18 protein-coding genes are annotated in these 21,737 nt (G+C 32.0%); 7 read left to right on the top strand and 11 right to left on the bottom strand.

Annotated features, from left to right (window positions below):
• Positions 1-294: 294 nt before the first annotated feature.
• Complete coding sequence (locus H3U96_RS00870) at positions 295-2,301, bottom strand: TonB-dependent receptor (RefSeq protein ID WP_198195303.1); 2,007 nt, start codon at positions 2,299-2,301, stop codon at positions 295-297.
• Positions 2,302-3,461: 1,160 nt separating this feature from the next.
• Between H3U96_RS00870 and H3U96_RS00865 the strand changes: the two genes are divergently transcribed.
• Positions 3,462-5,678 (top strand): TonB-dependent receptor, encoded by a 2,217-nt coding sequence (locus tag H3U96_RS00865; protein WP_086360976.1) that lies wholly within the window; start codon positions 3,462-3,464, stop codon positions 5,676-5,678.
• A gap of 63 nt (positions 5,679-5,741) precedes the next feature.
• Here the strand turns inward: H3U96_RS00865 and H3U96_RS00860 are convergent, their stop codons facing one another.
• On the bottom strand, positions 5,742-6,629 hold the full coding sequence (locus tag H3U96_RS00860; RefSeq protein WP_165755101.1) for an AraC family transcriptional regulator: 888 nt from the start codon (positions 6,627-6,629) through the stop codon (positions 5,742-5,744).
• A gap of 134 nt (positions 6,630-6,763) precedes the next feature.
• On the opposite strand from H3U96_RS00860, the gene H3U96_RS00855 reads away from it, so the two are divergent.
• Positions 6,764-7,972: an MFS transporter gene (locus H3U96_RS00855; RefSeq protein ID WP_198195302.1), complete on the top strand. Its 1,209-nt coding sequence runs from the start codon at positions 6,764-6,766 to the stop codon at positions 7,970-7,972.
• Between the two features lie 17 nt (positions 7,973-7,989).
• Here H3U96_RS00855 and H3U96_RS00850 read toward each other — a convergent pair whose 3' ends face one another.
• The gene (locus tag H3U96_RS00850) at positions 7,990-9,366 is read right to left on the bottom strand and encodes an MFS transporter (RefSeq protein WP_198195301.1); all 1,377 of its coding nucleotides are present in this window, start codon (positions 9,364-9,366) and stop codon (positions 7,990-7,992) included.
• A gap of 443 nt (positions 9,367-9,809) precedes the next feature.
• Between H3U96_RS00850 and H3U96_RS00845 the strand changes: the two genes are divergently transcribed.
• On the top strand, positions 9,810-10,697 hold the full coding sequence (locus tag H3U96_RS00845) for a LysR family transcriptional regulator (RefSeq protein WP_198195300.1): 888 nt from the start codon (positions 9,810-9,812) through the stop codon (positions 10,695-10,697).
• Between the two features lie 150 nt (positions 10,698-10,847).
• Here the strand turns inward: H3U96_RS00845 and H3U96_RS00840 are convergent, their stop codons facing one another.
• The 3 genes from H3U96_RS00840 to H3U96_RS00830 form a co-directional block, all read right to left on the bottom strand.
• Complete coding sequence (locus H3U96_RS00840) at positions 10,848-11,684, bottom strand: MBL fold metallo-hydrolase (protein ID WP_086360971.1); 837 nt, start codon at positions 11,682-11,684, stop codon at positions 10,848-10,850.
• Positions 11,685-11,696: 12 nt separating this feature from the next.
• Entirely contained in the window at positions 11,697-12,023 is a 327-nt protein-coding gene (locus tag H3U96_RS00835; protein WP_086360970.1) for a hypothetical protein, read from the bottom strand.
• Positions 12,024-12,242: 219 nt separating this feature from the next.
• Positions 12,243-12,668, bottom strand: coding sequence for a hypothetical protein (locus tag H3U96_RS00830; RefSeq protein ID WP_198195299.1), 426 nt, complete (start codon positions 12,666-12,668; stop codon positions 12,243-12,245).
• Between the two features lie 309 nt (positions 12,669-12,977).
• Here H3U96_RS00830 and H3U96_RS00825 point away from each other — a divergent pair, with 309 nt between their 5' ends.
• Positions 12,978-13,799 (top strand): DeoR/GlpR family DNA-binding transcription regulator, encoded by an 822-nt coding sequence (locus H3U96_RS00825; protein ID WP_065651155.1) that lies wholly within the window; start codon positions 12,978-12,980, stop codon positions 13,797-13,799.
• A gap of 460 nt (positions 13,800-14,259) precedes the next feature.
• Here the strand turns inward: H3U96_RS00825 and H3U96_RS00820 are convergent, their stop codons facing one another.
• From H3U96_RS00820 to H3U96_RS00805, 4 genes are read right to left on the bottom strand one after another with little or no spacing between them, the layout of a single operon-like run.
• Complete coding sequence (locus H3U96_RS00820) at positions 14,260-15,192, bottom strand: sugar kinase (protein WP_086360968.1); 933 nt, start codon at positions 15,190-15,192, stop codon at positions 14,260-14,262.
• 16 nt (positions 15,193-15,208) lie between these two features.
• Positions 15,209-16,192: an ABC transporter permease gene (locus H3U96_RS00815; protein WP_198195298.1), complete on the bottom strand. Its 984-nt coding sequence runs from the start codon at positions 16,190-16,192 to the stop codon at positions 15,209-15,211.
• Positions 16,189-17,682, bottom strand: coding sequence for a sugar ABC transporter ATP-binding protein (locus H3U96_RS00810; protein ID WP_065578794.1), 1,494 nt, complete (start codon positions 17,680-17,682; stop codon positions 16,189-16,191). The genes H3U96_RS00815 and H3U96_RS00810 overlap by 4 nt, the downstream gene beginning before the upstream one ends.
• Positions 17,683-17,733: 51 nt before the next feature.
• On the bottom strand, positions 17,734-18,621 hold the full coding sequence (locus H3U96_RS00805) for a substrate-binding domain-containing protein (protein WP_065578795.1): 888 nt from the start codon (positions 18,619-18,621) through the stop codon (positions 17,734-17,736).
• 504 nt (positions 18,622-19,125) lie between these two features.
• Here H3U96_RS00805 and H3U96_RS00800 point away from each other — a divergent pair.
• Positions 19,126-19,869 carry an Imm52 family immunity protein gene (locus H3U96_RS00800; RefSeq protein ID WP_198195297.1) on the top strand — a complete coding sequence of 248 codons (744 nt, stop codon included), beginning with the start codon at positions 19,126-19,128 and terminating at the stop codon, positions 19,867-19,869.
• A gap of 43 nt (positions 19,870-19,912) precedes the next feature.
• The gene (locus H3U96_RS00795) at positions 19,913-20,482 is read left to right on the top strand and encodes a hypothetical protein (RefSeq protein WP_165601667.1); all 570 of its coding nucleotides are present in this window, start codon (positions 19,913-19,915) and stop codon (positions 20,480-20,482) included.
• 174 nt (positions 20,483-20,656) lie between these two features.
• Here H3U96_RS00795 and H3U96_RS00790 read toward each other — a convergent pair whose 3' ends face one another.
• Positions 20,657-21,127, bottom strand: coding sequence for an ester cyclase (locus H3U96_RS00790; RefSeq protein ID WP_065578798.1), 471 nt, complete (start codon positions 21,125-21,127; stop codon positions 20,657-20,659).
• A gap of 184 nt (positions 21,128-21,311) precedes the next feature.
• On the opposite strand from H3U96_RS00790, the gene H3U96_RS00785 reads away from it, so the two are divergent.
• Positions 21,312-21,677 (top strand): helix-turn-helix domain-containing protein, encoded by a 366-nt coding sequence (locus tag H3U96_RS00785; protein WP_198195296.1) that lies wholly within the window; start codon positions 21,312-21,314, stop codon positions 21,675-21,677.
• The last annotated feature ends 60 nt before the right edge of the window (positions 21,678-21,737 follow it).

Here is a 21,737-nt window from a genome sequence, read left to right as displayed (position 1 = left end):
TTAGCCTATATCTATCATGTAATAAGAAACAATCTCTAGGTTATCGCAACTAAACATATTAACCTCGAATGCCTTTGCTTTCTCTTGCAATAAGTTAACCTTTTTACTGCCGAAATTTTTTCTTTGCTTAAGTTTTTTGCTTTGCTAAGCGAACTATACTGGCAAAGTAGGCATAACGGTCCCATTAATAGAATCTAGTCAGTTATACCAATACTGGAGGATTCCAGTATTATTTGAGTTGTTCATATAATTTAACCTTAAATCACATTGATAATTATACAACGACTATCGTTGTTAAAATCTCAGCTCTGTAGAAATTCCCACCATACGTGGCTGTTGATAAGTTGTATACCCACCATCAATAATTTTAGTTTTTTTATCAGAGTTAAATGCATTTTCGGTATAGAGCTTTATATTGCCATGTTTGAAGTTATAGGTTATATACGCGTTTGCCTGTGAGTATCCGTTAGTTTTTGAATCTTTACTATTCGATACGGATGAGTAATAAGAGTCGGTGTAATTTAAGTTAGCTCCAATTTCAAAGCCCGCAGGCAATGTATAATAACTACCTATATTGAATGTATAACCGGGAGAACGGCTGAGTTTATTATTTTTATAATTTGGATTCCCTGAAAATTCTTTAATTTTAGTTTTCAGCAACCCTACGCCTGCAAAAAGATTTAAATCATTTGTTGCTTGCCAATTAAGATTAAACTCTACACCATAAGTCATTGCTTTATCGGCATTATCAATTACTGGGCTACCAAAAATATTATAATAAGGAAGCTGTAAATTTTTATAGTCATTATAAAATAGATTGGTACTAAGTTTTAGGCGCTTGTTTGGTGAAATCCAACGATGATACAACTCATAACTCCACACATATTCAGTATCGTATTCATATGTTGCAAAAGGTGGAATAAATGAGATTCCGGCACCTCCTGGGTTATAACCGCGTGCTACCTTGACACCTATGCGATGAGCGTCGTTAAAAAGATAGGCTACGTCAAGTTTAGGCAGGAATTCCTTTTCTTTACTTTTGTAGTTCACAACAAAGAGTTTTCCTCCGTTACGTTTATGATCCTCTTGTTCATAGCGAGCAGACATATTTACTTCAATATATTCTAGAGGGTTAAACGTTACTTCGCCATATATCGCTTTAGTTTCAGTTTTATCGTGATAATTGTTTTTCTTAAGTAATAGCACCGATTCATCTTGAGGTGAGTTGTAATAAAACAAACCGACTAAACCGCGATAATCTCCAGAATTGAATCTCAATATTGGCTCAACCTGAACTTCATGACCTTCAACCCGAGCTGGTCCTCCGGAGGAAAGCGCATAACGATCCTGAATATAGTTTGAATAAATAACTTTATTTTCAAATTCTAAAGCATCATTTATTTGATAACCAATATCCCAAATATTACTCGCTGAACGTACTTGGAATACTGCCCGGTAAGTTTCAGACTTATTACGTGGCTTGAACTCGCCCTGTGGCGCTCGCGAGTCAATATGGGAAAACGTATAGCGACTATAAAAATCAGGGAGTGTTGATGGTAACCAATAAAGCTTTGCTCTCACTGTAGTTGCTTCAAATTTACGCGAGTTACCTGCCGGATAATAATCAGCAAGATGTTCAGATGACTGTCGCTCTTGTCGATCCATACTCAGGCGTAATAATAATTCATCTTTAAGTACAGGCCCGGAAAGCATCGCTGCGTACTGGCGACGGTTTTGATTACCGTAATCAAACTTTACTGCACTTTCGTATTCATTGACTGGGTCGTTACTTTGCATAACCACCGATCCGGCAATAGCATTACGCCCCTGCGCATAACTTTGCGGACCGCGATACACTTCAATCTGCTTCATATCCCATAATGATTTATTACCGTAAGCCAATTCGTTATAGTTTGAGGTACGGCCATCGATTGAAACGTTAAAGCGAGGGCGGGCACCGGTAAAGAATGCCATAGAACCAGGCGAGTTCGAACCTTCAATACCGCGGATTGTGGGTAATTCGTTTCCCAGTCCTGTATCTATGATATTAGGTGTTTCCTTTAATACCTGATTTAAAGAGTACAGATCTGGACGACGCTCTAGTTCTTTATTGGTAATAATGTTAACACTTGAACCGGTTTCAACCTCGCTGCGGTCAACTCTTTCGCCGACGACAATGATTATATCATCAGGTTGTTGTGTTTCTGTCTTATTGCTGATCTCATTTGCCATACTAACCGCGCTATAGCCACTAATCATGCACAAACTAAATAAACTTAATTTAGACTTCAAACTTTTCATGTACAAATCCTATTGTTATTATGTTATTCACATATTGCTGCATATTAATGACCAGCTGATACCAAACCCAAAATTCCGATTTTTGGTTTGTTAGTGTGTTCGTTTTATTGAGTAAAACAAAACAACCGTATATTCCAATCAGTCGAAAATAAGTGTGAAACTCTCGCTGAAATATGTTAGACAATTCTGAATTGTTACCGACGTCCCAAAAACATCATCCTCAACGTTTTTATTTGTCGTTTTTTATTCAATAATATTCTGTTAAATAGCCATTTTTTTTACTTTTTTTAAAAATTTTACTTATCTGTAAACAGATAAAATTGGCCATTAATGATATTGATAACTATTATCAATTGCTATCTTTTATCATATTGCAAAATTATTGTCAAACCTATCAAACATTTGTTTTTTCATCATGAGAAATTCATTTAATTTATTGATATTAAATGAATTAAGGAAAATAACATATGTATTGAACCATTTTTCAAACAATATGCTTAACCTTTATTACCAAAGGTTAATAAGATGTTTTTTTGTGCAAATTTAGATGATTAATTGGAATATTAAATATTTTGATTTTGATCACTTATTTACATATTTCATAGCCATATTTAAATCAGTTGATGCAAGACGTTTATCATGATGCTGGCATATCAGAGGTCAGTAATCAAATATAGCTGTAGATACTAAATAATTTATAAGAATAACTTTGTAACAGAGAATGATTAGCAACTAATTTAGAATAACGAAGTAAATGCTAAATAACATATAGTGACAAAGTTAAGAATATTAGATATGAGAGATAATTTTTTGTTATTTAAATGATAGTTTCAAATGATGCGATTATTCAACCTAACATATCGCAATATCATACTTATAAGCATAAAATTTTAGTAAATAACCCAAAATATCTCATATATAAATCAATTGATTAAATAAAAAAACAGTGAAATTAGCAAAAAACAGACCTGATTCGGTTATTTTTGCCCAATATGGGGAGTCCTTTCCTAGCAAAACATTTACATTATAAATGATAATTATTCTTATTTAAACATATCAATGCTGCTAATTAAGTAGCACGTTAAATAATCAATTTATTAATGAAGCAAAAATATATCCCTATTGCTTATTTGGGTTATGGCTGAATTTAGGAAAAAAGTATGAGATACAAATTAGTTTTCACCAATAAAATAACTAATAAAGCCTTAGTTTATTCTAACAAAAGCATTATTAATTCATCGTGGTTAATGGCCGGTATTTTCTGTTTATCGTTCAACACAATGGCAGATACAGTTGAAAAAAAAGACGATAGTGATCAAGTAGAACAATTAATCGTTACTGCTAGGCATGTAAAAGAGTCTGCCAAGGATATTCCATTTACGGTCAATATTGTTGACGATAAAAAACTAGTTGACCGACGGGAAACAACTTTAGAAAAAGCTTTAAACGATACCGTTGGCGTACAAGTAATTAGTAATATGGGGGCAGCGAAATCTATTCGAATGCGTGGTGTCGGTTCTGTATTACCTATGAGTGGCGATGACAGCTCGGTTAGTATTAACGTGGATGGGATGCCTCAATCAAAAAGTAATACGACCTTAAATTTACTTGATGTTCAGCGTGTCGAAGTACTAAAAGGCCCTCAAGGTACATTATTTGGCCGAAATAGCGAGGCAGGTGCAATCAACGTTATTTCGAAAAAACCAACTCGCTATTTTGAATCAGCTTTTAGAACCGAATTTGGACAAGACCATCAAATATTAACGGAAGGTGTCATCAGTGGTCCTTTAACCCAGCAGTTAAGTGGCCGTTTTGCTGTCCGTTATGATGAAGCAGATAGCATTCTAGAAAATGTTAATGACCATAAACCGGTGAGTATTCTTAGAAATAAAATCGCTAGAGGCACATTATTATGGGAAGCTTCCGAACTCACTTCTATCTCATTTATTACCGAAATAGAAGAGGCTATGGGTATGGACGATATGTATATGATGCGTCCATACGGTCACCATCCAAAAATTAACATTCCTAATAGCAGCGATAAGAATGATAAAAATATTTATCGTTTCAATTTTAAAGTGGAACATGAGTTGGATAATAGCTTATTGAGTTCTATTACCGGTTATTCGTATAGTAAAAATGACAAAAGATCACCAATTTATGAAGGTAGGTTGTACCACCATTTGAGCGGTATGTCACCACCATCTAATTGGTCTTATTTAACCAAAGAAAATCTTTTCAATCAAGAATTTAGAGTTTCATCTAAACCTGAAGCACCAATATTTTGGGTAGCAGGTATAAACTACTATACCAATGATCGTCATAGAAATACTTATGATGTTATGGATGTGTTTTATCCAAGTAATGCATTGAATGCTAACATTAGAAGACAATTTGAAACAGATAATGTCGGTGTGTTCGGTGAAGTCACCTACCCTGTTACAGAAAAACTCAAATTAACAGCCGGTCTTCGTCAATCTTACGAAAAGAAGAATTATCATGCAAAATGGCTAGCTAACTCAATTTATGCTGAAAATAATAAAAATAAACCAACCTTGGCTTTTGATAAGCAAAAAATAACCGATAATTTTACCACTGGCCGACTAGGTTTGAACTTTTTACTTAATGATTATGCAACCTTGTATGGTCTTTATTCACGAGGATATAAAACTGGTGGTTTTAATGATGAAGGTACGGATTTCGCTACTTTAGGTCATTCGGATCAAGCTTATAAATCAGCGTATGTAAACGCTTATGAAATTGGATTAAAGACTGAAAATAATACTGTAGGATTAAACACGGCATTATTTTATAACGATACTAAACGTGAACATTTAATGGCTTATAATCCAGCAACATTTGTCTCTGTGGTTGAAAATTATGATATCCGAAGTTATGGTGTAGAGCTAGATGGTTTTTGGAAAGCACCTGGAAACTTAGACTTTACCGGCGGCATAGGTTACACTAATGCAAAAATAGTCGGTACGCCTAACAAAAGTTTAGCTCATGTAAAAAAACATAACGAAGTGCCGGATACATCGCATTGGAATGCTAACTTAACCATTCTACACTCTATACCACTTAATTTAGCTTCAGGAATATCATTAGAAACCCAAATCACCGATCGTTATATTGGTTCTCGCCAAGCTGATGTGCAAAATAAATTTGGCTTAAAAGCTTATAACAAACTTGACGCTCGTATTGCCGTTAAAACTGAAAATGCTGAATTTTATGTATGGGGTGATAATCTATTAAATAAATCTTATGATTTATGGGGATATCATATTCCGGCGCTGTCTCATGATGGTCCAGATGCAACAATTGGATCACCTGGTAGAGGCCGAACGTTAGGAGTTGGTTTTATTTATAACTATTAACAATACTCAATTTTAAAGGGATACACTTTAAATCAGTTAAACAATAGATTAACCATGCCGTCACTATTCGAGAAACTTAGACGAATACTGACGGCGTATCTCTTTAGGTAATATCCCAAACTGTTTTCTAAATGCAGAACTGAAATGACTAATATTACTATATCCCAATATGATTGCTGTTTCAGTAACACTATTTTCGGTTAATAATTGTTTAGCTTTATTCATTCTTTCCGTCAAATAATAGGCGTATATACTTTTACCAAAAATCTGCTTAAATCCTTTTTTTAACTTGCTATGATTAAGACCAACCTGCTTGGCTAACCAATCAATGGTTGGTGGATTGGTTAAATCACTGATTAAATAGTCACGTGCATCATTAAATTGTTTATACTCCCATTGGGTAAATTCTTGACGCCCTAAATGATTATCAAAAGATTTGAAGTACCAATTTAAGTATTTTAATACATGGGCATAGACTAATAATCGATTTGATTGGTCCGTGTTTTGCATCAAGTAAAATAGCTCGCGAGCACAAGATAATACATTGCTATTTTGATGAATGGGATGATGATGCAGGAAAAAATTTACTTTCTTATCCAGATTAGAAAATTGAAAATCCATTTCGCCGAGTAAAACATCCAATAATTCAGGCATTATCATAACTTCAACGTTACAAAAATCTTTAGAGTGCTGTAGATGAAATGTCTCACCATCAGCAAAGCCGAAAGTCAAATCCCCTTTATGGGTAACAAGTTTCCTATCTTTAACTTGCATACTCAATTTACCTTGTAACTGACAATTAAAACATAAACATTTATCACTACTAGGAAATGCTTTACTGATATCGATGGCATTTAGATCATCGGCACTATTCACACATACCGCTAAACCAGGTTGTAACTCAATGAATGAACTGTTTTTTTTATTATTGGGTAATTTATCCAAATGCATATATCCTCCAAACAAATAAACGATAACAAATATCATTTGCGTTTACAACAAAATAAAGCTACCATTTATCTGCTAATATCCTTTGGAGCATAGAATTTATAATATATTTATTATAGAAGCTTATAAAACACCCCATGGACGATAAAACCATCTCCGCAGATAAACAAAAAAACTATTTTTTATTTATTATTGCACAGCTCTATATTATACAAGGAATTCCCGTCGGATTAGCTTTTGACGCCTACCCTATCCTCTTACGTGATTCAGGTGTTTCATTAGCTGTAATAGCAATGATTCCGCTAGCTGGTTTACCATGGGTCGTTAAATTTTTATGGGCGCCAATAGTTGAAAATCACTGGATAGATAAAATTGGCTATCGGAAAAGCTGGTTACTGCCTATGCAATGTTTATTAGCAATACTTATAACCATCATCGCCTTCACCCCTTTTACATCAGAAACTACTACTTATCTTCTTCTAGTTATTATTTTATCCTGTATCGTTTCTGCAACACTCGATATTGCAACTGATGGACTGGCAGCTGATTTATCGCAAAACAATACGATTAGCCAGATAAATAGTATTCAAGTGATGGGCAATATTACTGGTATGCTTATCGGTGGGGCTGGTGTAACCGTTTGTTATGATTATTTAGGAAAAACCTATAGTATCTTATTGTTAGTTGTGATTATTTTTGTATCGATTCTACAACTCACTATATGGACAGAGCCCAATTTAGGCCACAATTCACGATCCAATTCACGCGCAAGAATCAACAATTTTTTTAAACGAAAAAATGCTTACCATATGCTATTGCTTGCGATCATGATACCTTTTGCTGGTTCGGTAATTTTAACCACAACTAAATTTATTTCACTGGATCATGGGTTCTCTGTGAGTGATGTTGGTATCTATACCGGTATTGGTGGGTATTTAACTATGCTTTTAGGTTGTGCCATTGCAGCCTATTTATTAAAAACTAAACACCCTTATCAGACGCTTAAATTTGGTTTTTCTTTATCATTTTTCCTAATTCTGTTTTGGTGTTTACTTTACTATATGCCTGATTATATTAATCCTATGACGACTACCATTATGATGACTATTTTAGGTATTGGTATAGGAACGATTAATGTTAGTATTTATACCATCACGATGATTTTTGCCAAGCAAGGAAAACAAACCGCTACAGATTATGCTATTTTTCAGAGCAGCTTATTATTCTCTGAAATAATTGGTTCCTCTATTTCAATGACAATTGCAGATTATTTTAATTATTTAATTGCCTTTTTATTGGCTCTAATAAGTATTATTGTTATTAACCTAATGATTAGAAATAAATAATAGTGTTCAGTGTTTGATTACTTTATTTTGTGGATGCGTGAAATACTAGCAATAAATGAAAATAAGGCAATAAAACTGGCACAACTAAAAGCATAAAAAACAAATCGTTTAAAATCTATTCCTTTATCAACTTCTAATGAAATTATTATTACCATAACAATAGCAGCACCAATTGACTGACCAGTTGTTCTGGCTGTAGACAACATTCCTGAGGCAATAACAGTTCGATTATGTTTAACATTAGTAAACATTTCTCTATTATTTGGCGGAATAAACAGACCGTAGCCAACTCCACAAATAGCGACTCGCCATAGGATATTAATTGTAGATACAGTTTCAGATAAAAAAGCTAATGAACTTAACCCTAAACAAAAAAGCATTGCACCAATTGAAGATATTTTAGTTGGATTAAAACGATTAGAAAGTATTCCAGCTAGTGGTGCACAGCAGGCTACAGCTATAGGCCATGGAGTAAACATAAATGCGGATTCAAGTACTGAGTAACCATAAGTATGTTGTAATATAAATGGTAAACTGACCAATGCTATCCCTTGAGCGATAAAAATTAGAATTGAAGAAATTACAGCAAAACTGTATATCCTCGAATGAAATATATCTAAAGGCAATAATGGATATTTTGCATGATGTTGAGCTTTAATGAATATGATAAATAAAATTATCGCAACAAAAATACAAGATATAAGGGTTTTATTATCCCAATGTCCTATTTGATCAACCGCAATTACAGTTAACCCTAATGCAGTTGCCGAGCTTATAGCGCCTAACCAATCAAATCCTTTTCCTTTTTCGCTATCTTTGCCTAAAAAAACAAAAGAAAGTGTTATAGCGAGGATACCTAGCGGAATGTTGATATAAAAGAGCCAAGGCCAAGTTAAATATGAAATAATAAAGCCTCCCAATGCAGGCCCAATGGCGGTACCTACTGCAAAGACCATTGCATTTAATCCTAATATTGTTCCTAACATATTTGCCGGTAAAATAGTTCGATATAAACCTAACCCAACACTTATCATCATTGCATAACTTATTCCTTGCATCATTCGCATAACAACAAGAATTGAGAAGTTGGACGAAAGACCACAACCCAAAGATGAGAGCGTAAACAACAACATGCCTAATTTAAAAAAAAGTTTTTCTCCAACCCTTGAAGATAATGATGCACAAATTAGCATAGTTGCAGCACTAGCAATCTGATAACTATTAACAATCCAAATACTTGATGACACCTCAATATCTACTACATTAACAATAGAAGGTAATGCAATATTCACAATTGAACCATCTAATGCCGACATCCCGACGCCGATTAAAATTGCTGCTGTAGCAAAATAAGGTCTTGAACTACCAAATTCTTGTGTATGGTTGTTTATCATATTAATTTATCTTTTTAATAAGTATTTATATTGAATTGCCGTATTATCACTAGCCTATTTGGATACACAACATTAACAAACGATATGCGTTGTTTAGAAGATCTAAAATCATGTTCAGTCATTTGATTGTGTAACCATTTTGCTATAAAGTAATTAAATGAATTTATTGCTAAAAATTATATTTATTACAATACAAGAAAACCAATGAATAAAACCGAATACCTTATCGAAAATATAGATGCCTTAATCATATCCTCTTTTATATAATTGATTCGGTAATAGTGTTGGCTCTAAACTGAAAATGCAGTACATATTAGTTTGACTACAATATGATTCTTAATTCGAACATTGTTATTTAAATATAATTATTTGAAAATTATTCACAAATCAAAAAACTATCTATTAGTCCCTATATCAAATTGATTTATAACATAAGGTGTTAAATGAAAATAAGTGAACTTCAAGCGTTCGTAATAGTTGTAGAAACAGGTAATATAACCTTAGCTGCTGAGCGTTTGAATCGTGTCCAATCGAGTATTTCTCATAGAATACAAAGTCTTGAAAACAATCTTGATACCCTTTTGTTGGACAGAAAAACTGGAGGATGCATTCCAACTAAACAAGGATTGATATTGTATGAATATGCACTCAAAATTTTAAAGTTAGCGGACGATTGCAAAAAAAATATCGCCAATACCAAAGAAAATTATGCAAATATAAATGTTGGAATAATTGAATGCCTACCTCCTTATATCATTACGTCCTTAATTAATTTAGGGCAAGAACTCGGATTAAATATTAATATTACCATCGGCAATACTCTCAGTTTACTCAATGCTTATGATAAAAATAAATTTGATATTGTAATTATTGGTTCTGGCTTTTCAAACGAAAAACATACAACTAAAATACTACTTGCATCGGAACTCGTTATAGCAACAGATAAAAGTCACCCAACAATTACCAATATTGCTAATCTTGATGGCAAAACTTTTTTGGTCAGTAGTAAACAATGCGCAACATCAAAACGAAACTTCGAAATGTTATTTAATGCCTGTAATATTAAACCAGAACGAGTAATTGAATGTGGATCTTATCCTGTACTTTTTTCAAATATAGCATTAGGAAAAGGAATCGCATTAGTATTACGTTGTTCAATTAGTAATGAGATAAAAAACAAAATTAAACTACATAAGCTAGACAAACAATTTAATGAGTTCAAAATCGAATTGGTCCATCACACAAACTATTCTTATTTTGACATCAACAAATTGATTAATATGATTACTTCAGTTTTTCAAGATCCTCGATTAAGCTATATAGGCTATTGATAATAACTTTTATTTAAGAAATATGATAAAGATATAACTTGCAATGGATATGAATTTATAAAATAACGCTAATTCACATTACAGTTAATATAAAAATACTTAACCTATTAATTCAATGAAAAAATCATTTTGATAAATAACCATACTTAATCAATCATCTATAACTATTTCATATCCTGTTCGATTTTTTTTGATATAACCGAAACCTTTAGGTCCAAAATGCATACCACCAATAAGCATGTTATCGCGACAAACCATTTTTAGCACTTGGGAACGTGTTTCTGTTGCTAATTTCGGATCATAATCAAAAGCAATAGAGACATTTGGTTTTAATAATTGAATATATGGGAAATGGACAATATCCCCCCAAATTAATAAACTTTGCTTACTACCAACAATTTTATAACCTGTATGCCCAGGTGTATGGCCTGGTAGAGGAATAGCAAATATATTAGAAAATACCTGATTTTTATTAATGAAACCCAATCTATCTTGATACTGTTTGCAAACATTGCGAGCTAAAATAATATTATTTTTTACACGTTCTGAAGCAGCTATAAAAGATTTTTCATCTTGCAAATAATTATACTCATCTTCACTAATCAATAAATTAGCATTTCGAAAAACAACTTCTCCCTTAGAAGTAAGCAAACCACCAATATGATCTGGATGAGCATGAGTTAATAGGATAGCATCGATATCTGTAGTTTTAAGACCTAGTTTAGTTAAATTATTAACTAATTCTCCTCCCCAACCTTTTACTCCACCAGCACCAGCATCAATTAGAATATTCATTCCTTGTTTTTGAACTAAAAATGTATTGATATGCACGGCATTTAGTTTTTTTTGATGAGCATTTCGCTGGATTCTTTCACACTCTGCAAAATCAATATTTGCCAGTAAATCAAAGTTAACATCCAAGTAACCATCACTAATTGCTGTAACTAAAATATTTCCTAGTTCTTTGTTTGAAAATTCGTTATTCATAGTTAGAAACCTTTAATTTTTAGCAAATATATAGTCGACGTCATACATAAAACAACGAATTCTGGCTTTAACAGCCATTTTTTCTTCAATTAATAAATCAACCTGATGTAAATAGGTTTTCATCACCTCTTCACTACGAAAAATTTCTTTTCTTAATTTGGCTTCAAAATAGATCGGTCTTCCATAACCGATATCAGTTGTTAAATAAGCTATGTGTATATTATCATCTTTGGCTTTCAACACTTTTTGGGTTAACTGTTTTAAACAAATTGAAAATTCAGAAAAAGCTTCATTTTCAATCTTATGGTTTTCTGAAGTATAAATTGTAATACTTGGCATTTAATTCTCTCCATTATCAACTTAACTGAATTTATTAACCTAACCAGATAAGTACTATCATCTTTTAAAGCGTAGCAATATTATTAAAAGATTATATATTTTATGCTAATGGATAATTTCGATGTCCTCATCGAAATGGTTAATAGACAAATTAGATTAGAGCAAGATTTTTATTTATAAATGAGCAAAGAACTGGAGTCTAACAATTTTAGTTTAGGATTAAACATTTCTTTTTAGACTAAAGTATCTTGTTAATGAAAAAGGACGCTTCACCACTGACAAGGGTAATAAATGACTTAACGATTTTTTGGGTTTATCAAATAACGCTAAGGTCCAACCGCCTTCGATCATAAATTCAAAAGAAAGCCTTTTTTCTGAAACAATCACTAAATCACTGAAAAAACCTGTATAATACATTTGATATATCATTGCTTTATCAATTATTCGATTTTGTTGTAAATCGAATAAATAAATAGCTAAAATTTCTTCAAATGGACAATCAAAAGTAACAAATAACAAAATATTATTTTCAGCTGTTAATAGAGCTGCCTCTAAGCAAGTTCCATCTATATGAACTTTACTGTCATGGCCATCAATAATGATTGTATTGTTATGGATTTGTATATTGGTTAATTTTTTAATCATAAAGCAGCTACTTTTATTTGCCCCTAACTAACATTAGTTCAACATTTATAAAAAAATAATAATGCAGATAATAGAGCTAAATATATATTTAATATTTTAACATTGTAATAATATAAGTAAGATAATCTGTTTTATATTATTTTATAGAAACATCATTATTAACAATTGATTATACAGCTAACAATAAGGATTATCGCTGGTTTAGTAATGAGCAATAGATCATAAATTTAAGTTTTATTAGAAAAAGTATTTCATCATCTGCTTTTGCAGAAATTATTAATACATAATTTTTTAAAGAGGTAAATAAAATTGGCTAAAGTAAATACTTCACTGTTAAAAAGACGATTAGATATTGCCGAAATAGTTAGAAAACAAGGTGAAGTTAAAGTTGATGAATTATCTGAATTATTAAATGTATCGGGTGTCACAATACGACAAGATTTAAATTATTTAGAACAACAAGGTTATCTTAAGCGATCCTTCGGCGGAGCTATATATTTACAGCCAAAAGATAATTTTGATAAATCTCATCTCGACTCAAACAATGAAGCCAATAACTCTTACTCAGATATTAGTTTGATTATGCGATGTTTATCATTCATTAATGATGGTGATACAGTATGTTTATTAAATGGCAGGATAACTAGCAAACTGATACCATATTTATATAATAAGAAAAATCTCACATTGCTTGTAAATGATTTAAGTTTTGCTATGTTAGCAAAAGATTATATTCAAGGAGAAATAGTATTAATTGGAGGAGTATTTAATCAAAAATATACCAATTTTGATAAAAAAGATGTGCAAACGATCTTAACTAAATATGAATTATCTACTGTTATATTTGAAATAGAGGCAATCAACATCGATGATGAAATTGCTATATCTAATGGTCAATTGATGGAAGGATATCAATTATTATTAAACAACGCTAATTGTCGCATCGCACTTCTACCCAGTCGAATTGAAGAAAATGATACTTTTGGATTCGCTTCTCTTCAACAAATTGATGTCATCATTCTTTCTAACTCAACAATGGCAGAATATCATCAGCAGATAACTAATTGTTCATTTAAACAATCTAGTGTCAATAAAGATAGCGTTATCTATCAAAACTCAATGAAAAACTAAAATTAATTTAGAATTCCTGCAAATAAATATGATATCAGTCATGCTTATTTGACTAGCTGAGCGTTAGTAGTAGTTAAGTAATTTATTTCAATAATATATTTACTAAAAATATCATTAATACAAGGAGTTTATTATTGATTTCTTAGAAACAGTAATACCTTGAATACTTTGATATAAACTATTATTTAGTTAGATTTTTTTATTTGGTATTGTAAGCTAATTTTAGTTAAGATTCGCCCTAAAATTAGTGACAACGTCACTCAAATAAACAGAAATTTTGGTAGCTACTTTCAATATTATTGATTGCTGAAGGCGTAAAACAATATATAAAAATTATTGATTATTATTAATATAATATACTGTTTTCTATCGAAAAGTTAATTAAAAAGCCCCCCAGTAATTGGTTGTCCAACTATTGGGGGTCACTTCAAATTAGGGGCTTAATCATGATTGAAATAAACTATTTTTGTAGGAATTTTTCAAGCTGCTCTAATGTTGACGTACCTTGCATTGGTCCTTGTTTTGTCACCGCCAATGCACCGCAAGCATTAGCATAAGTTAAGGCTTTTTGGGCTGTAAAACCTTTATGAATTAAAGCAACATATGCGCCACCAAAGCAATCCCCGGCTCCAGTCGGATCTATTTCGCTAACTAAATGAGGTTGCACATCAAAAGATTCACTTGCTGAATAATAACTCGCTCCCTTATCACCTTTTTTTATAACAATAGACGATATACCATTATTTAAAAAATAATCGATTGCTTGTTTCTCATTATCCGTATCGGTTAATAATGTGACTTCACTTTCACTTGGTAAGTAAATATCGGTTTGTTGTAATATTGCTAACAGCGCCTCTTTCACGCCAGGCAGATTTAACATTTCCTTGCGGATATTAGGATCAAAGGAAATGATACCCTTATTTTGTTTAACTATAGCTATAGCTTTTTTAGCGGTATCAAGAATTTGTTTAGAAAACAATGAAGACCCCATTATATGAAGATGATCACAATCTTCTAAAATCTTTTGACTTACCATGTCTTCATTAATCAGAGCACAAGCAGCATTTTTTATATTAAAAATAAAATCCCGACTACCATCCTCATGATAAGTTACAAATGCGCTTCCCGTAGTTTGGTCATCCATAACTTTAATATGAGAGATATCAACACCATCATCAGCCAGTTTTTTTATATTTAACTCACCAAAGCCATCATTACCAACACAACTTATCATCGCTGCTGGTTCATCTAATTTCGCCACTTGATCGATAAAAATTGCTGGAGCGCCACTGGCAAATGGGCCCTTCCATAGTCCATCATGAGTAAATAATTGCCCTTTTTGGTTAGCCATAATTTCGACAACAATTTCACCTAGTGTAAATATTTTTTTCATATTAATTCAACTCCATTTAAACTCTGTTTTTCTTATTACGAACATCAATATATACAGCTAATAGAATGACTAATCCTTTAACAACTAGTTGATAAAAATAAGGAATGTTCATTAAGTTCATACCGTTATTAATAACACCGATGATTAGAGCGCCTATCATTGTTCCAATAATTGTGCCGTGACCACCATTTAAGCTTGTTCCACCTAAAACAGCTGAAGCAATAGCATCTAATTCATAACCTTGTGCGGTACTTGGTTGACCTGAATAGAGTCTTGATGCTAACAATAATCCACTAATTCCTGCCATTAATGCAGTTATCATGAAAACTTGTATTTTTAATTTTTTAACATTAATTCCAGAATAAACAGCGGCTTCTTTGTTGCCACCAGTGATATAAATTTTTCTGCCAAATGTCGTTTTAGATAAGATAAAATGATTGACTAATAACAATATTAATAGCACCCATATTGGATTAGGAATTGAAAAAATATCATCATTACCTAATTCAAGAAATACATCATCCATAATCATCTCGGGTTTACCATCGGTAATGATATAAGCAATTCCGCGGAAAATCCCCATGGTTGCCACAGTAACAATAAACGATGGAATACCAGCAAGAGCCGTTAAACTACCATTTATAAAACCAACAACAATTGAAAGTAGCAAGGCTATAGATATAGCAAGATAAAATGGTAATCCCCAAAGTAAAGCAAGTGCCGCTAATGTACCTGTTAACGCTATAGTTGAACCAACTGATAAATCGATATCACCAAGTAACAATACATATGTCATACCAAATGCAGTAATCGCAATAATTGATACTTGCAAGACGATATTCATAATGTTGGTACTCGTTAAAAAGTTACTATTCATAAATGAAAACAGAATGAATAAAGCAATTAGCCCGATAACAATTCCCCCATATTGACGGAATACTTTAAAAAAAGATTCTTTAAAATTACTATTATTCATCGAGGTATTTTCTTTAGTATTCATGCAGATGCTCCTGTTGCTATATTCATTACTTCTGGTTGAGTTAACCCTTCAGTATTAAATTCCTTTACAATTTTTTTATTACGCATAACAAATAGACGATCACTGATAGACATCACCTCGGGTAGTTCTGATGAGATCATAATGATTGCAGTACCTTTTGATGATAGTTCTCTTATTAATTTATAAATTTCCAATTTGGCACCAATATCTATTCCCCGAGTTGGTTCGTCTAAAATCAAAATTTTAGGTGGCTTCACTAACCATTTGGCAATAACGATTTTTTGTTGGTTACCACCACTTAAACTACCGGTTACTTGGAATGGATTATTGGTTTTAATAGCCATCTTTTTTATATATTTAGTCGAATTTAATAATTCTTTTCTATTATTGATGATAAAAGATGGCTCATATTGAAAGGCAATATGATTAATATTTGAATGAACATCATGCATCAAAACCAAGCCTTCTTCTTTACGATTTTCGGTAACGAAAGCAAGGCCATGTTCAATGGCTTGAGTTGGTGAATTAATATTGACTTTTTTACCTGAAATAAAAATCTCACCTTGGTATTTAGTTACCCCAAACAACGCTTTCATCACTTCTGACCTACCGGCACCAACTAAACCAAAAAAGCCAACTACTTCACCAGAATGCACCTTAAAGCTAATATTTTTGAATTCTCTAGAATGATCTAAATTTCTAACTTCTAATAAAGGTGGATCATCCTGAATTTGATGTGGTAATTTTGGTGGATAAATATTTTGTACTTCACGGCCAACCATTTCAGCAATCAACTCATCGATGGTGGTTTCGTTTTTTTGATGGGTGGCAATATACTCGCCATCACGCATAACAGAAATATCATCAGAAATACGCATGATCTCATCCATCCGGTGCGAAATATATATAATGGCAACACCTTTCTGTTTAAGCTTCTCTATTATATTGAAGAGTAGTTCTGCTTCATTATCACTTAATGATGAAGTCGGTTCATCCATGATTAATACTTTCGCGTCATAACTAAGTGCTTTTGCAATTTCAACCAATTGCCGTTGCGCCATAGACATGGTTCCAACAATTTGTGCTGGATTCAATTTGATACCATACTCAGCAAACAATGCATTACAATTTTTAATCATTTGATTATCAGAGATAATGCCGTATTTATTTGGTTCATTATTGGCATAAATATTCTGAGCAATCGTTAGGTTATTACTTAAACTCAATTCTTGGAAAACAATAGCAATCCCTATCTTTCTTGATTCTGTTGGATTCTTTATAGTAATAACATTGCCTTGATAAGTAATTGTTCCACTACTTGGCGGATAAATTCCGGCTAGAATTTTCATTAATGTAGATTTTCCTGCGCCATTTTCGCCCAATAGCGTATGAACTCTACCTTGGTAGATATCTAAACTAACATTTTTCAAAGCTTGAATCGGACCAAAATTTTTGGCAATAGAATCCACAGATAAAATGATATTATTCATTAGTTGATTCCTTGTGGAAGGGATAGATATTACCCTATCCCTTATTATGAATTATTCTTTTCCTGTGTATACACCAGGGGTGACTGGGATTACTTCATCGACTTTTTTACCATTTAAATAGTCAATTGCAGTAGCTACAGCGATTTCACCTAATTTATTTGGATATTGTTGAATTACAGCTACGAATGTCTTTTCTTTATCTACAGCTTTTCTTGCTTCATCCATGCCATCAAAACCAATGATTTTTATATCATTATTTTTAACAGATTTCGCCGCGATAACCGCTGATAATGCAGCATCATCACCAAAACCAAAAATTCCATTTAAGTCTGGGTATGCTTGTAACATATTTTGTGCAACAACAAGAGCTTCTGCACGAGTAATTCCTGTTTGAATAGACACTATCTTGACGTCTGGAGTTTTAGACAATCCTTCTTTAAATCCATCAACACGATCAACAACTGATTGCACCATAGGATAATCAATAACACCAACCGTTCCTTTACCGTTTAATAATTTCCCCATTAACTCACCGGCAGTAACACCACCAGCATAATTGTTGGTCGCAATATGACTAACTACTTTGACGCCAATGGCAGGAACATCAACAGTAATAACTGGAATATTCGCCTTTTCAGCTTTCATAATTGCAGCTTGTACACCTTTTGAATCAACTGGTGATAAAATAATTAAATCCACTTTTTTAATAATAAAATCTTCAATGTCTGAAATTTGCTTATTAAGATCTTGGCTAGCGATGGATAGTGATAAATCAACATTTTCCTGTTGAGCTTTTTGTTTTATAGCATCTGCTAATGAGATATAAAAAGGATGTTGTTGGGTTAATAATGAAACACCTATATGATATTGCTTAGCATGTGCGCCGAAAGTGAAAAAAAATAGAAAACACACAAAAAAGAGTTTAGATATTTTTTTCATAGAAAGAGCTCCTTAATTTCAAGCATGATAATTAACCTTATAGGAAAGAATAAATCATCCAATCTTTTATTCTTTATCATCATGCAACTATCAAAATACAATACAAAGAAAAATATTCTTAAAAAGATTTGAAACCATAATTTTTCTCTATTTACTGCAATATTCGTAACTTTACGCTACGTATTATTAGTATAGTTTTTGAAACAAATTTTATTGTGACGAAGCTCTCAAATTTTCAAAATAAAAGCAAAAATATAAAAATATATTTTCATTTTAAAAGTTAAATATTATTTATAGAAGATTTAAAAGTAAGCTAGCAACATCAATATTGACTACTACAAACTCAATTAAAAACAGACTAAATAATCTAGTTAAACCTTTTTAATCGCCAAATTTTTGCTTATTTAAATTAAAAAATAATAAGTAAAACTACTTTCATTTTTAATGATAAATAATGTTATGATTAATTTGTAAAAATGAAAGATAAAAAATAAGGATGTTTACATGGAAATAAACATGACGCAATTTGATATTAAAATTCATCTTCCTAGAAAGCAGCAAATTGTATTTACCGATCTTAATCAACAACTACATGACATATTAAATATTTATCAACACTGTATAGATGACAATGCCCACTGGTATCCAACTCGAAGTACAGCCAAAGGTAAGGCTAAAGCTTTAATTTATGGTTCTGAAGGATTTACCGAATATGGATTAAAAAAACTATCACGTGCTTGTAAACAAATCGACACAAGAGGCAGTGTTTTATTATGTTTTGCCGATAGTCAAAAATTATCTAATTGTAATCTGATGTTCTATTCCGGATACAAAGCTATCGGAGGTTTTCAGGCGGGTACATCTTCCGTTGGTTTTTCTTTTGATTTACCTGAAAGTAAACAAATTATTGATAAAATGGCATCGTTTATAACTGGATTAGCACAAAAATTTAGCCATAACTTTATTACTATGAATAGTAGAGAAATTCCTAGTTCAATTTATATCTTTCCGCCACGTATAAACTTATCTTTAATGGCTTACATACCTAGTCCATTACAACATAAAGATTATCCAGAAGTTTATCAATTAATACCAATTATAAAAGAGAATAAGCATGTTGGTACTGTCATTATTTTATTTGATCATTTTCCTAATAGACAAAATATTAATGATGATATTAAAACTATGAATAATGTGGAATTGAAATTGCGTGAAGCAGATCTTTTACCTATGAAAAACGATTTATAATCTATAACATTAATATAAAAATTTGAGAATTAAAATGGTTGAAATGATAAACAATAAATCTACTTTGTTAGATGCAACTAAAATTCTAGTTAACACAGCGGCGATTATAGCTGTAATAAAATATGACCCTGATGTCAATCCATCACGAAGTGAAATTGAAGCCAAGAAAGCGATTAAAAATGGGCCGCAAACAATTAAAAGCAACTCAAGATTAACGGCAGAACAAAAGGCAAAAATAACTCAAGATGCCGCTGATAAATTAGCCGAAGCACTATTTTTAAATAGAACAATTTATCATGTTGATGCGAATAGTTATATCGATGAATTAATTACCAATATGCAAAGTGAGCATATTTCATTACCTAATGAAAAATCAACTCAATTATTTCAGCGATTATTGGCGGCTTATCATTATTTAGTTGATTTAAAATTTACTGAAATTAAGGTCATTGAAACCTATTTATATGCTTATGCATCTGACCCAACGTTTAAAGATAACCCTATAGTTAAGGCATGGATCGAAAAAACGGATCAACCAGCACAACAACAATTTCAAGATATGATTTATGTAGCTCGTAAATTCGATTTTATTGAAAATTATCTTAACGAATAATAAAACATATAAAACAAAGCCCTTCTTTATAAGGGCTTTATAAAAGCTAATTTCAATAACATTGATTAGCATAAAATGTCTAGATTAATAACAATTAAGGTGATGACGATTAATTTAATTCAATTGAATATAAAAAAGCGCCATTAAATCGCTTATAAGTTATCGAATCAATCATTAAAACATCGTATTATTATTTTCTGCCTGCTCTGGTACATTTTGGATCACATCCCAATGTTCCACTATTTTTCCATCTTTAACTCGGAATATATCAACCACCGCTTTACCAAGATCATCATTATTGATTTTAGAATGTACATGTAACCATACAATATCGCCTTCTACTGATGAACGAATTATAGTATTACTTGATTGTGGATTTTGTTTAAAGAAGCCTTCGAAATACGTAATCGCAGGTGCTCTACCATTAGCAACATAGGGATTATGTTGTTTATAATCTTCAGACAGCGTTTTAGTTGCCTCAGCCACTTGATGCTTATTAAAGAAGTTATTATAAAAATTGATAACCAGTGTACGATTTTCTTCCTCTTGAGCAAGATTTCTTTGCTTTAGATCTTTTGCAACGGCAATACCAGTAAAACTCAACAAACAAATACCAATAACAAAGCTTTTTTTAATTACATTCATACCAACTCCAATTTCTATTTTAATTTAGATAAACTCTTTTTATAATGCTTTATTAGTCTATAATGTAGACCACTTAGATAGTAACAATAAAAATTAAATTAAACAATAAGTAACATAAATATGACTAGGTCAACTCAATGTGACTTAATCTGTTTAGGCAAACGAGATAACGATAATTATGACAATGGCTAAAACGACAAAAAGTGAACTATTTGAATTTGACCATCCATGTCCTATTCGTGATGTTCTCGATAGAATTGGCGATCAATGGAGTCTGTTAATTCTAAAATCATTAGAACATAATGCGAAGCGATTTAATTCTTTACATAGAGAAATTGGCGATATATCACGGCAAATGCTGTCACGGACATTAAAAAGACTTGAGAAAGATGGCTATATTACTCGAACCGTTTATGCACAAGTCCCTGCTCGTGTAGAGTACGCTCTAGCTGAGCTTGGTATATCATTTCTTAAACCAATGAACACATTAATACAGTGGGCGGATGATAATCATCAAGCGATTTGTCGAGCGAGAAAACGGCAAAATTAGTCATTATTTGAATAGTTATTTTTGCAAGGATAAAAAAGCTAACCAAATATATTGGTTAGC

Source organism: Gilliamella sp. M0364, assembly GCF_016100565.1.
Classification (GTDB): domain Bacteria; phylum Pseudomonadota; class Gammaproteobacteria; order Enterobacterales; family Orbaceae; genus Gilliamella; species Gilliamella apis.
This window is presented reverse-complemented; position numbering and strand designations above follow the sequence as displayed.

Coding starts and splice junctions, on each gene's coding strand:
- H3U96_RS00870 (WP_198195303.1), bottom strand. CDS start 2,301: ATGAAAAGTTTGAAGTCTAAATTAAGTTTATTTAGTTTGTGCATGATT.
- H3U96_RS00865 (WP_086360976.1), top strand. CDS start 3,462: ATGAGATACAAATTAGTTTTCACCAATAAAATAACTAATAAAGCCTTA.
- H3U96_RS00860 (WP_165755101.1), bottom strand. CDS start 6,629: ATGCATTTGGATAAATTACCCAATAATAAAAAAAACAGTTCATTCATT.
- H3U96_RS00855 (WP_198195302.1), top strand. CDS start 6,764: ATGGACGATAAAACCATCTCCGCAGATAAACAAAAAAACTATTTTTTA.
- H3U96_RS00850 (WP_198195301.1), bottom strand. CDS start 9,366: ATGATAAACAACCATACACAAGAATTTGGTAGTTCAAGACCTTATTTT.
- H3U96_RS00845 (WP_198195300.1), top strand. CDS start 9,810: ATGAAAATAAGTGAACTTCAAGCGTTCGTAATAGTTGTAGAAACAGGT.
- H3U96_RS00840 (WP_086360971.1), bottom strand. CDS start 11,684: ATGAATAACGAATTTTCAAACAAAGAACTAGGAAATATTTTAGTTACA.
- H3U96_RS00835 (WP_086360970.1), bottom strand. CDS start 12,023: ATGCCAAGTATTACAATTTATACTTCAGAAAACCATAAGATTGAAAAT.
- H3U96_RS00830 (WP_198195299.1), bottom strand. CDS start 12,668: ATGATTAAAAAATTAACCAATATACAAATCCATAACAATACAATCATT.
- H3U96_RS00820 (WP_086360968.1), bottom strand. CDS start 15,192: ATGAAAAAAATATTTACACTAGGTGAAATTGTTGTCGAAATTATGGCT.
- H3U96_RS00815 (WP_198195298.1), bottom strand. CDS start 16,192: ATGAATACTAAAGAAAATACCTCGATGAATAATAGTAATTTTAAAGAA.
- H3U96_RS00810 (WP_065578794.1), bottom strand. CDS start 17,682: ATGAATAATATCATTTTATCTGTGGATTCTATTGCCAAAAATTTTGGT.
- H3U96_RS00805 (WP_065578795.1), bottom strand. CDS start 18,621: ATGAAAAAAATATCTAAACTCTTTTTTGTGTGTTTTCTATTTTTTTTC.
- H3U96_RS00800 (WP_198195297.1), top strand. CDS start 19,126: ATGGAAATAAACATGACGCAATTTGATATTAAAATTCATCTTCCTAGA.
- H3U96_RS00795 (WP_165601667.1), top strand. CDS start 19,913: ATGATAAACAATAAATCTACTTTGTTAGATGCAACTAAAATTCTAGTT.
- H3U96_RS00790 (WP_065578798.1), bottom strand. CDS start 21,127: ATGAATGTAATTAAAAAAAGCTTTGTTATTGGTATTTGTTTGTTGAGT.
- H3U96_RS00785 (WP_198195296.1), top strand. CDS start 21,312: ATGGCTAAAACGACAAAAAGTGAACTATTTGAATTTGACCATCCATGT.